This is a genomic window from Butyrivibrio sp. AC2005 (assembly GCF_000424145.1).
Classification (GTDB): Bacteria; Bacillota; Clostridia; order Lachnospirales; family Lachnospiraceae; genus Butyrivibrio.
The window spans coordinates 75,654-87,668 of the sequence record NZ_AUJI01000009.1 but is presented as its reverse complement, the minus strand read 5'-3'; the positions used below and the strand labels follow the sequence as shown (position 1 = coordinate 87,668).

The 12,015-nt window shown below is 41.1% G+C and carries 7 protein-coding genes; all 7 read right to left on the bottom strand.

What is annotated here, in order from left to right; translation table 11 throughout:
- Positions 1-243: 243 nt before the first annotated feature.
- A complete protein-coding gene (gene flgK, locus G602_RS0100360; RefSeq protein ID WP_081675777.1) occupies positions 244-1,929 on the bottom strand; it encodes a flagellar hook-associated protein FlgK in 1,686 nt (561 codons plus the stop codon).
- Between the two features lie 389 nt (positions 1,930-2,318).
- Positions 2,319-2,840 carry a flagellar protein FlgN gene (locus tag G602_RS0100355; RefSeq protein WP_044930703.1) on the bottom strand — a complete coding sequence of 174 codons (522 nt, stop codon included), beginning with the start codon at positions 2,838-2,840 and terminating at the stop codon, positions 2,319-2,321.
- A gap of 182 nt (positions 2,841-3,022) precedes the next feature.
- Entirely contained in the window at positions 3,023-3,301 is a 279-nt protein-coding gene (gene flgM / locus G602_RS0100350; RefSeq protein ID WP_026657099.1) for a flagellar biosynthesis anti-sigma factor FlgM, read from the bottom strand.
- A 346-nt stretch (positions 3,302-3,647) separates the two neighbouring features.
- A complete protein-coding gene (locus G602_RS0100345) occupies positions 3,648-6,107 on the bottom strand; it encodes a YfhO family protein (protein WP_207638165.1) in 2,460 nt (819 codons plus the stop codon).
- Between the two features lie 47 nt (positions 6,108-6,154).
- Positions 6,155-8,917, bottom strand: a complete 2,763-nt coding sequence (locus G602_RS0100340; RefSeq protein ID WP_026657097.1) for a YidC/Oxa1 family membrane protein insertase — start codon at positions 8,915-8,917, stop codon at positions 6,155-6,157.
- Positions 8,914-10,167, bottom strand: a complete 1,254-nt coding sequence (locus G602_RS0100335; protein WP_026657096.1) for a CDP-glycerol glycerophosphotransferase family protein — start codon at positions 10,165-10,167, stop codon at positions 8,914-8,916. The genes G602_RS0100340 and G602_RS0100335 overlap by 4 nt, the downstream gene beginning before the upstream one ends.
- Positions 10,164-12,011, bottom strand: a complete 1,848-nt coding sequence (locus G602_RS0100330) for an aminotransferase class I/II-fold pyridoxal phosphate-dependent enzyme (protein WP_026657095.1) — start codon at positions 12,009-12,011, stop codon at positions 10,164-10,166. The genes G602_RS0100335 and G602_RS0100330 overlap by 4 nt, the downstream gene beginning before the upstream one ends.
- Positions 12,012-12,015 lie beyond the last annotated feature (4 nt).

Genomic DNA, 12,015 nt, shown 5'->3' with positions numbered 1-12,015 from the left:
ACTTCGTGCCACCTTCCCCCCAAGGGGAAGGCTTTGTTATATAGCCCCTTCCTTTATGCCTTCCCCCCAAGGGGAAGGCTTTATTATATAACCCCTTCCTTTATGCCTTCCCCCCAAGGGGAAGGCTTTATTATATAACCCCTTCCTTTATGCCTTCCCCCCAAGGGGAAGGCTTTATTATATAGCCCCTTCCTTTATGCCTTCCCCTTGGGGGGAAGGTGGCGCGAAGCGCCGGATGAGGGGTTAGCTTCCCAGTGCTGTTACTACGTGCTCCAGCATCTCGCTTACCACATTTATATATCTGCTGGATGCATTAAATGCATTCTGGAACTCTATCATGTGCTCAAGCTCTTCATCACTTGAAACTCCGACTATCTGCTCTCTTGCATTTCCTACAGCACTAACAGTGAGCTCCTGATTATCTCTGATTCCCTTATAAACATCTCCGGAGTTTGCAACCTGTGAAACCAGCATATTGTAATATCCGGTGAAATCTGTCTTTGTTGCTACATTAGGATTGATAACATACTTCGCTGTTGTGAATGCATCCTTGAGCTTTTCAACTGTGACCTGATCCTCACTTCCATCTGCAAGAAGGAACTTCATTGCTGTGGGTTCCTGAAGATATATCGAATTCACTGCAATATTAGTAGTTGTGAAGCCTCTTTGTACTGTTCCTGCTTTGTGATTTTCGTCAATATCGTAATTGAGGCAATCCTCTTCATCAAGGCACTTGAATAAATCATAGTCAGAAGTAAAGCCCTCTACTTCCCCAAGAGTTACAGGATTGCTTCCTGCTTCTTCAAATACCTGATTTATCGCGGTACAAATATTTTTGATCATCTGATCAAATTCCGCTTCCACATTCATGATGACTGACTTAGCAATATTTGTGTTGTAGTAAACTCCTGTGCCATCCTCAGTAATATCGTGATAGTTTGCGTGATGATCACCTCTTGCAAGTAGTGTTGAGCGAAGCTTTCCGACATCAGTATTCATTGCAGTTGAGATTGTCTGTGTGAGGTCAAATACTTTAGCTCCTCTGATATCAGCTACTACCCATTCTCCTCTGCTTTCATCGTATTCTTTTTTAGCTGCAAACTCCCAATAAGGAGTGTTATATCCTACTGCACTTCCACCCTTATCTGCAGGAAGCTCATTATCACATGCCATATGGTTTACATGATCTGTTGTTACAAACTGTGTTCCTTCGAACTGTACGAGGACATTGCCAAAAACATCTTCGTAGTAGCTTATTTTTCCAAGCTCTCCCAGTCTGTCGAGAAGAAGATTTCTCTCATCCCTAAGGTCGTTCGCATGTTCCTGATGTCCTGATTCTATTTTTACTATCTCGAGGTTAAGCTCTTTAATTCTGTCACCAATTCCGTTTATCTCTTCAACAAGGCTTGCTACCTTAAGATCCATGTTGTCCTGATAATTGGTAAAGCCTTCATATACACTCTTTGCTCTTATGATGAACTCATTTGCTCTTGTTACCAGCGTACTCTGATTAACTGCGGAAGTAGGATTCTTACTCATTTCCTGAACTGCAACCCATAAGTCATTTAAAGACTCAGCAAACTCCGTGCCGTTCATTTCCTGAAGCTGGTCCTCAATCTCCTCGAGCGTCGTAACAGACACATCATAGAAGGCTTCTCTGCCTGTCTCCTGGCGATAACTCTGATCCAGGAACAAGCTTCTGACCTGCTTACAGTTGTTGTAAACAACACCGAGACCGGTCTGTTTCCAGGATATTACTCTGAAATCTTTTTCAGTGGTGATGTAAGGGCGAGTGCCCTGTGAAACCTGCTGCCTTGTATAACCTTCTGTGTCAATATTTGACATATTGTGAGCTGTAGTATTCAGCGCATTCTGTGATGTCTGTAATCCTGATGCTCCAATATATAAACTTCCCATTAAAGACGCCATGTGTTCACCTCGTTGTATGAATCCTCATCTGCTCCTGTGCTATCGCGCACGATGAGGGGATTATCATTCATATAATGTATCGGCAGGTTTGGGGTTTATCTTATATTTACTGAGTAAAAATGTTATATTTCCCAATAATTCCTGTACATCTCCCAAGTAATTTTCAACGTATTAAAATATTGTCTGGACACATAAAACCATAAAAAAATTGACCGGTACAAAATAACAATACCGATCAATCCTTATAGAAAATACACTATCCCTCTCCCTCATAATTACATAGTGTATTTTTATACCTGCATAGTGAATCTTCATTCCTGAATAGCATATTTCGCAACTATACAGTGTATCTTCGTGACTACATTGTGCTCTCTATCTTCACAGTTCCATCACTGCTTCGCATCGAATCTGCCCGTAGGCGCTATACCAATAAGATCGCCTCTGGATCCACCACGTCTGGTATAATTTGCAGTCTCAGGTGCACGTCTTGCAGACTGAATAATGTTCATCTCATACTGCACCATCTCAAGCGAACTCTGCAGCAGTATCTGATTCTGATCATTAACTCTCTGAACATTGGAAGAAACTGTTTTAAGCTTATCTCTCTGAATTGCAAGACTCCTCTGCTCATTAGGTCTTGAATTCAGCATATCGACAAGCTCTGTAAGCTTCAGGTTATTTCCCTTTTCACCGATAACGTCCGCTATGCTGTTCATCACTGCTTCGCGTTCCTTATCCACCGCTGAAATGAGGGATACAACCGCCTGCTCATCCTCTGTAATCTTTGCCAGCTTCTTCAGATCTCTGTCAACAATGACAGGTGTCTTCTTACCCGACAACTCCAGGAGTCTCTCATATAATGCACATTCTCTGTCAAGAACATCAACAAGATTTTCCAATAAACTTGCCATGATGCTACCTCCCTATAACTTCGTCAGGTGACTGGCTAATAAGGAATATCTGCTCTCGCTTCACTCGCCAGACCTAAAAAAGGGCAAAGTTATAGAGCCTGCCTAATGACCGTCGGAGCTTAAACCGTTTGATTAAGCCGGCTCTAATAGTTTCCATATATTATTTTCATATAAGATTAGCCTTATAATGATTCGCTGAGTTTAGCGAGGAGCTTATCTGCAAAATCCTCTCCGCTAACGTCATATGTTCCGTTCTTAATTGCACTCTTGATAGGTGCCGTAACGTCCTCCCTGACATCCGGAGCCTCTTTCACAGCCTGCTTAGCAATCTGAATATCCTTTCCGATTGAAGAAATCTTAAGAGAATCAGAAACACTACCTGACTTCTGAGTCTTTGCGGTCTTATTCACTTTGCTGGTGCCATAAACTTGTTGAATCTGGCTGTAAGCTTCTATACGCATATCGTTTCCTCCTTCCTTGGAGAATTTCTTTAGTTCTACTACATTTATCGGCGTATTTTAATTTTACTTTAGAGGGTTTATGAAAAAAAATCAATTGATTTTTAACTCGTCCTCCAAACGCTCCCCCGGAAGGCTCTATATTGTAGATAACCATTCCGGAATACCCTATCTTGTAGTAATACTTTAGAAAGCCCAAGGTGTTGTGTCATTTCTTCCCCACCGATAATAATATCGGTCTGACACCTTTAAAACTTAACCCCTATTTCAAAAAAAATTTTATATTTTTTTTAGAAAGTTGTTCAAAGTGTGAATTCTACATAGCCAGGTATATTATTCAACCCTCAGCCTACCTGACCCTCAACTTCTCTGCCAGCTCGGTCACAACAACAGGCTCTGATGGAAGACTTCTGAATCCATCGTATTCTTCTATTATAAGCTCCAGTTCTTCGCCCTCACTATAATACCCAAGATTCAGAACTTTCTGACATGATGCGTTTCCATAACCGCTTACTAACACATCGTTTACATAAACAGCAAGGGATCTTTCTTCCGACTTATCACGATTCATATAGAAATATAATTCTCCATCAGCAGCAGAGCGAACCTTATATCTGACAATCATACCGCTATCTTCAGTATCTTCAGCTGAATTTTCTTTAAACCCGGCTTCAATCCTCTCGCATTCTGCCGCCTCAAATATCGTATCCTCTCTTCCGGTGAACTCATTCCACAAAATCTCCTGAGCCTCAAAAGGATTCTGTGCATCCTTAATTAGCTCAAGCAGAGCAGGAATCTTCTCATCCGATATATACTCAGCAGAAAGTACATTAAGATTCTCCGTCACACATTTGGATAATGTCGTTTGTCCCTCCTTCAGTATGCCTACATCGTTTATGTTTTGTCCCTGTCTGCCATCACTTTTAAGAATATATTTGATACCAAGAATAGCATCCGCACATTCGGTATTATTATCATCATAGCTTGTGTAAAGTCCGTTATCATTAAATCCAAGCTTATACATGAAAAGTCTGTTCTGAATCTTTAAGAGACTGTTGTATGTAGTTGTACCGGGATATCCATAGTGCAACGCATCATTAGGAGTTCTGGGCGAAAGTGATTCTATACGGTATGCAACCCCTGTTTCTTCTTTAGTCAACTGATTTATAGCTTCCAATCTTTCTTCAGTTTCCCTGCATTTAGCCATGTACCCTGAAACCGTCTCCGCATTCATGGATGAATTTCTATATATTGAAATAAAGTTCATAGAAATATCTGTAATAATCACCAATACAAATACCACCGTCAGCATTCCCATTAGTATTTTTGAGCTGATGCATGTTGCATTATTACAAGTATCATCCCCAACCTTTTTGGCTTCTGTTCCTGCCTTATCCCCATCATGAAATTGGACATAAATCACCAATATAGCTACTGCAAAAATCAAAATGAAAACATTAACAATCCATGCCTTTAAACTCATAAATCCAGGCTTGGAAAGGAACCCGACAATAGCTAACGCAAATGCAATCGCTCCGGACATCAAAACAGATTTTGTTTTTATCCCGTCAATATTCGCAAGACAAAGATAAACAAGCATCAGACATACAAAGGAAAAAATGAATGAATACCTGTACAAATATCCATATGCCTCTGTTCCTCCATGCGCCAGGGTATTAAGAGGCTTTATGGAAAAAAACATCATAATCACAAAGAGAAATGCTCCCATCAGCTGCTTAATCTTTTTGTTTATCTTTTCGTTGAGAAAGAAAATAATGCATGGAATTATCAGCACCGCGCCAAAGTATATATTGGGCATTCCTTCCATGATTTCCAGGGAATCATAGCTCATGGAAAAGAGCTTTGGAATTACTGAAAAAGGAGATATAAACTTACCAACTGCTTCTGATGAGGGTAAATAACCATCCAAAGCACCTGCATTATCACCAAGATGGTCCTTATTACTTCCCATGAGGGATCTTACTGTAGGCACTAAAAACCAGGCGTCAAGAACAAGACTTCCCAGAGTTGCTGCGATAAACTTAAGGAACTTAGCTGCTCTCGTTCCAAAACTCAAATCACTGTCAGTTACAGCATTTTCAGAGCATATAAGCTCACCTGTTCCAAAAAGCACCATAAGTACTGCAAATACTCCCAGGAACATCATAATCATGGCCGCAATATAGTAATTCATTACAACCATAAACATCACTGAGACAATGTATACAACACTTCCCTTCTTTTCTCCACGCATCATTTTGAAAAAGCCAATAAGTACGACAGGCATCATGATAACTGCATCAAGCCACATGATATTAGTCATGTTGGCAATCATCCAGCCGCTAAAGGCAAACGCAACTGAAACAAGGATATTTGAACCACTCTTATCCAAAGCATTCTTTTTCAGATAAAAAAACGATTGCTGAACATATGAAAAAAACACTGAAGTTGTCCCCGTAGCCGCTGCAATTTTCAACATGATCAGAAAAGTCACAGCAGTTGCATAATAAACATCCGGAATAAAAACGAACATAAAAAGAAACGGACTTGTCAGATAATATGCCCATATCCCAAGCATATCAGCTCCCAGTCCGCAGTTTTTTGAATAAAAGAATCCATCCTTACCATGCCATACATTACTATAGTATGCAAAAAAATCCACATACTGCTGCTTCATATCCTCATACAAAAAAGTTTTATCCCCAAAAGGCGTGATATGAAGTACAAAACACAGCATCAAAAATAAAAGGGCTGCAGAAAAAGCCGCTATTAATGCGGTTATAATAGTCGGCTTTATTCTACTCTCCATATGGGATTTGTCTTTCTCCCCTTTAGCATCCATAAAAAACATTTTCATCAATATGGCATTACGTCCTTTTCCGTCAATATCTTCCAGTTTTCCTTCTTCCTCATGTCATCGTGTACCGCAAGCCACATGTCAGGCAGAAACTGTGTCCCACAGTTAACTGAAACATCATTCTGATGAGAAGCAAGGACATACTGGTCATGAGCATATTTCTCATTGTTGTTGATTTCTTTTCCTGTAAAGGGATTAACAGGATTGTCGATGATATCACTAACTGCAATAGTCGGTGTATCCGCGTTAGTCATAAAGTCCTCACAGGTTGTAAGCTCACCCTCTGCGCCAAAATCCTTTACCAGTAAAAGCGGATAGTAGAACTCCGCATCCAGAAGGAAATTACTTCCATCGTCAAGCACCAGATTATCAAGCTGCCCCAAGCCTCTCGCATGGTCTGCTGTGATAATAATCCTGGTATTATCATAGACGCCTTCATCCTTAAGGTACTGCAGCCACTCACCAATCCTCAAAAGCGCAGCCATGTTTGTTTCATAATGTGCCAGAGTCCAGCTCTTTTTAAAGTGCAGTTCCTCGCCATTCAATGTGAATCTATCCGCATGATCTTCGTCATACTCGTTATTGTCTATATTTGCAGCAGGCACATACTCAGGCTCCTGCATCAGCATGGGCTCATGAGTAGTATCATTGGCCATCATAAGGAAGGTATTACCCTCATCAGTAACAGTTGTTATATCTGACAGATTTTCCAGAACAGTGTAGCTGTCCATGCATTTGGCAAGGATTCCGGTTGCCTCGTGGAAGCCATGTCTCTTCTGCTTTCCCGGGATTGAGGGATCTGCATAATTGTTGTAATTTCCACTGTTGTATAGAGAGTTCTGTACAACAAGTGGAGAAGCCTTCATAAGACTGTAGCAGAAAAAGTCCTCTTTTCTGCGCTCTATGCTGCTCTCCTTCTGCTCTGCAGGTATAAATTTACCATTGGCATGGTAAGCTTTTATATCAGGGTACTCATCATAAATCGACAGATCAGGAGTCCACTGATATCCCGCATAAGGAGGCTCAATTACTGTGACATCATAATCATTTTCATCAAAAAGGACCGGCATAACCTTAAGTGCCTCGTTCTGCTTATCCACAAGAAGCTCCGTATCCCTTTTGTTCATCTCCTCCGGTGTGTACTCATAACCTCCGAAAATCGGCGCAGCTCCAAAGTTTGTGCAGGGGCCAAAGGATATCGTGTTGGAATAATATGTAAAGCCCGAATATACCTCTCTCAGCTCAGGCTTTTCATTCATAATGTAAGGAATATACGCATTCATGGCTCTGTCGAGCATGATCACAATAACATTTTTCCCATTCCTGCTGAGGTTGAAGCTGGGTCTGTCAGCCTGCGCATCCGCTACAGCACCTGATAGCTGCGATATAGACTTTTGTATATTCAACATGTTGCTTCCGGCCATTACCGCAAGCGCAAGGGCTGCAACAGATATCACTGAAGCAGTCAGCTTCGGCAGCTTTTTTACCAGCAATATAAAAATCAATACAACTATGGCAACTATAAGTACGTTAATCAGTTTTTCGGAAAGAAGAAATTCAAAGCCCTCTTCATACTCAAGATCTGCAGTAAGTGTACCCAGTTTGTTTCCAAAAAACATGTAATCAACTGTAGCCACACCGCTCACAACCACAATAAGCTTATCAAAAAAAGGTCTGAACTCTTTTCCTGCAAGCCAGTAAAATACTCCCATCCATATCACAAACGCGCCTGTTGCAAGACAAAGTGAGCTGACTACATACCAAAGGGGATTAACATAATAGTTAAGATCCACAAACTCCTGAGGTGATGACTTAATAACTGCTGAAGGAATGACAAGTCCCACCAGCACCACCATGTAAAAAGCGCCTGCCCAGAAAAGTCTGGCATTAGGCTTATCCTTACTCAGCCTTACGACGTCGCTCTTTTTCTTCTTAAGAAGCATTATAAAGAACGGAATCATGCAGCATACACCAAGCACGATAATAAGAATCTTATGCTTGATATGTTCGCTTTGATAAAACAAAACCCCATAAACAAAAGCCACAGCACCGATTGCTGCGAATAAAATGCTAAGAACCTTTCTCGGATTCTTCAGCTTGTAGAAAATCGTCTTAATAAGTGAAAACAGATTGTTCAGTGTCCAGTAAAATACCAGTCCTGACGGTGAATCATACAAAAAGATAAGGAAAAACACCGCCATGGAATATAGCTGAACCTTGGTTTTTAAGGGATATCCTTTTGTAAAAATCGCACAAGATATAAGGTTTATTCCGGTCATAAGTATTGGAAGAAGATTTATCCCCAATGCCCCGATCTTAATAAGATTATCCGGTGCTCCGAGGTCAGATATTATCCCAAAGGAGACACCTTTTAAAATCCAAAGATTCGATAAAAACTGATACGCTGCTATAAAAAAGGGTATCTCCAAAAAAAGAGAAATAGAACCCTTAAAAACGTCAGTAGGTCTGTAATCATTCTGTCTGTAGTAGGTCTGGAGCATCATCATGCGCTCGTCGCCCTTGAAGGTCTTCTTTATATGAGCAATACCGTCATGGAGCTTTGCCTCTATATCCCTTTCCTCCTCCTGAACTGCATCCGCCCTCTTATAAAGCGGCAGGACAAGGAAATTGATGGCAAGACTGAGTGCTATGATTGAAAGACCGGGATTCCCGATGACTTTGTTGGCAGTTATAAAGACCAGCTCAAAAAATACCCTGAGTGGTCTTATAAGAAGTGTATAAATTATTTCCGAAATACTCATTTTTCTGTTTCCTGTTTATCTTCCTTCGACAGCTCCTCGTACTTATTCATAAGCCAGTCTACTGTCCTCCTGGTGCCTTCCTCATAATAGCACCAGGTCTCGGAGCGAACTTCTTTTCTTCCCTCTGCAAACTTTGGATCCTCTATACAGGTATCGATCATCTCCTTGAGGCTGTCCATATTGTTTTCCTCAAGTTTCATACCGATTCTGGGTAGTGCTGTAAGCGTCCAAACCTCTTTTTTAAGCCACCATGCATCATAAGGCGCCGTATCAAATTCAGTATCTGCATAGATAATAGGCTTATCATAGACAAGCGCAAAATCGAAGGTAACTCCTGAAAAATCAGAAATCAGAATATCTGCTCTCTTTAACACTTCAAAATTATCTACATCTCTGTTCCACTCCAGTCTGTCTGACTCAGGATATTTTTCCATTATCTTATCAAGCATTTCCTTCTCAGATACAAACGACTGGGGATGTGGACGGACAATTACATGATAACCGGTATCCAGTAGCTTACCTATAATGTCTCCGCCAAACTTTGAAAAAATAGCGCTGGGACCCCAGGACGGAGCAAGTAGTACCGTTCTCTCATGAGGCTCACTGGGTCCGCTTTCCTTAAGTCTCCTTACCATCTCATCCATGTAAGGAAGCCCAACAACATAGCACTCCTTAGCAGGAAGATTCCTCATTTTCTCAAGCTGTCTGACTTCCTCTACCTGATATTCTCCGGACAAAAGAAGTGAATCATAGTAATCTATACCAAACATTCTGTATAGCACAACTTCACCTGCCGCATGGAGAATATGGCAATAATGCTTAACTCCCTTGGACTTTTTCCACTGATAAACGTCGAGTCCCGGTGTAGTTGAAAGGAGCATTGTCGCCTCAAGGAAATTGAGTCTGACAAAAGCTTTGTTTGTTTCTCCGATAAACTCTGCCTTTATATTTTCATAGGGGTTATTAAGAGCCGGGTCATCCGGGGACTGCGTCATATAAAGGACCTTCATCCCTCTCCTGTCAAGCTCTCTGCAGATCGGTTCAAACACATTCCAATATCGTTTATTGTCGGAATATATAACAAAAGGGATGACCTCACCATTGTTATCCACTTTTTTACCGCCGCTAAGCATGAACTTCAGCTTAACTATTCCGATTCTGATTACATATCTTATAGCCCCGAGAATACCTATAAGCACTGCAAACAGTATGCTGCCTGTGCCCGGGTCTATATATAACGCCATTATCATTTCATTTTTTCCTTCATGTAACGCTTAAGAGCATTTACAAGCTTCTTATTATCCGCCTCATCTCTCACTGCTATTCTCAGGTACTGATTACCGTCCTTAATCTTGGGCGTCAGATCTTTTATGAAAATATTCTCCCTGAGTAGTCTCCTTGCAAGCTCCCCGGAATTTACATCAGAAAGTCTGCACATGATGTAGTTAGCCTGTGACGGGAAGGGAGTAATATAGGGAATTGCCTCAAGCTCCTTAAAAAGTGCTGCTCTCGCCATTCTCATCTTCTCAAGAGACTTAAAGTAGTCCTTATCATACTTTTCCTTTATCTGCATGAAAAACTCACCAAAGGAATTAATATTCCAAATGGCAACATCCTTCTTGATAAAGCTTATAGTCTCTTCATCACTGCTTGCAAGCACTCCAAGTCTTGCTCCGGGAACCCCGTAGGATTTCGATATACTCTTTACCACATACAGCTTCTCATAGAGACTAAGGATACTCTCCTTCAAAAGAGTAACACTGTCAATTCCTTTAGCCTCCGGGATATCTGCAAAGTCCACAAAACTCTCATCAATTATAAGGATTATTCCTTTTTCCTTTGCCCAGTCTATAAGCTTCAAGAGTCCATCGTGATTAATATAGCTTCCGCTGGGATTATCCGGATTTATCAGAACAAGAGCACTGATATCCTTATCCTTATAGAATTCCATAAGATCAGCTTCTGTATAGTGATAATCATCAGCTGTGGATACAAAGCTTACAATCCTATCCCTGTCAAAGCGGTTTGGATATTCCTCGAAAGTAGGATAAATGCACCCGATTTTCCTGTCAGGATCCGCCAGCAGCTTTTCCATAAGACTCTTAATCAGCTCTGCTGCTCCGTTTCCAATAACTATATGATGCTGCCTTACTCCAAAAGCACTTGCCGCGCACAGGGAATTAACTGCCATCCCGGAAGGATATTGTGTAAGCAGCTCAGTGAAGTTCGACTTCATCTCTTCTATCATCTTCTTTGGCGGATAATACGGATTTACAAGATAGCAAAAATCCAGGAGCTTAGGGTATCTCCAATAGCCACCATAACGTGCGGATATCTTCTTAAAATGCTCCTCATCAGATTCGGAAAACAGCGACTCCGCTATATCGAGATCCTGAATGTTATCTATCTCGTACCAAATCTGACCATCCAGTCTCTTTGCACGTATCTCTCTTGTCTCAAGAAGGGATATAAGCTTGATTACAGATTCGTAATACTCGTTTTCACCCATTGCTTTTTCATATGCCGTAAGAAATGGTACATAGGTATTCATTGAAAACGATGCGCTGAATTTATAGATATTAACCGTCTTGTAGTAGTTATCCTTTTCAGAGAATTTCAGGTATTTCCCGGGAATGAAGTTAGTGATGCAGTCAACATCATCAAGCTCCATGCAGGTTCCGTCCATCCAGCTCTCAAACTTATCAACAAGCGCCAGATTTTCTCTCTTATCACTGAGAATTGTGTCGATAACACTCTCCTCAAATACAAGATCCGATTCCAGCAGCAGCGTATCCTCGGAACAAAGGTATTCCTTTGCAAGCGCCAGAGAGTAGATATTGTTAGTCTTGTTGTAAACAGGATTATTTATGAAAACTATCTTCGTCTTTATATCAAGGGTTCCGATATAATCCATGAGCTCCTGTCCCTTATATCCCACAACTATCACAATCTTGGACAGATGCTTTCTGTCAAGGATCCTGAGCGCTCGTTCTATCATGGTGACACCATTAACCTTCACCATGCACTTTGTATTATCATTTGTTAAAAATTTCAGGCGCTTGCCCATGCCGGCAGCCAGAATTATTCCCTGCATTTTT

Coding starts and splice junctions, on each gene's coding strand:
- G602_RS0100330 (WP_026657095.1), bottom strand. CDS start 12,011: ATGCAGGGAATAATTCTGGCTGCCGGCATGGGCAAGCGCCTGAAATTT.
- G602_RS0100335 (WP_026657096.1), bottom strand. CDS start 10,167: ATGATAATGGCGTTATATATAGACCCGGGCACAGGCAGCATACTGTTT.
- G602_RS0100340 (WP_026657097.1), bottom strand. CDS start 8,917: ATGAGTATTTCGGAAATAATTTATACACTTCTTATAAGACCACTCAGG.
- G602_RS0100345 (WP_207638165.1), bottom strand. CDS start 6,107: ATGGAGAGTAGAATAAAGCCGACTATTATAACCGCATTAATAGCGGCT.
- flgK (WP_081675777.1), bottom strand. CDS start 1,929: ATGGCGTCTTTAATGGGAAGTTTATATATTGGAGCATCAGGATTACAG.
- G602_RS0100355 (WP_044930703.1), bottom strand. CDS start 2,840: ATGGCAAGTTTATTGGAAAATCTTGTTGATGTTCTTGACAGAGAATGT.
- flgM (WP_026657099.1), bottom strand. CDS start 3,301: ATGCGTATAGAAGCTTACAGCCAGATTCAACAAGTTTATGGCACCAGC.